This window comes from Tamlana crocina, from assembly GCF_012037625.1.
The window spans coordinates 1-369 of sequence record NZ_JAAVJS010000464.1; the positions used below are offsets into that span (position 1 = coordinate 1).

Consider the following 369-nt stretch of genomic DNA (forward strand, 5'->3'; position numbering starts at 1 on the left):
CAACTCCGTTCCAGGTGTAAGAATCACAGGCTGTTGCAGATTCCTCAGAAGTTGTGCTGTTGTTGATGGTCAGGTTAAGGGTTGCAACATTGGTGCATCCCGCTTCATTCTCACTTGCAAAAGTGTAAACACCACTTTCAGTATACACAGTTCCGTTCCAGGTGTAAGAATCACAAGCTGTTGCAGATTCTTCAGAAGTTGTGCTGTTGTTGATAGTCAAATTTAGGGTTGCTACATTGGTACATCCCGCCTCATTCTGACTTTCAAAAGTGTAAACACCGCTTTCTGTATATTCAGTTCCGTTCCAGGTGTAAGAATCACAAGCTGTTGCGGATTCCTCAGAAGTTGTGCTGTTGTTGATAGTCAGGT

Annotated in this window: 1 protein-coding gene; it reads right to left on the bottom strand. The window is 43.6% G+C overall.

The features are described from left to right. The coding region (locus HC176_RS17610; RefSeq protein ID WP_209309797.1) for a hypothetical protein at positions 1-369 on the bottom strand (369 nt) is incomplete at both ends.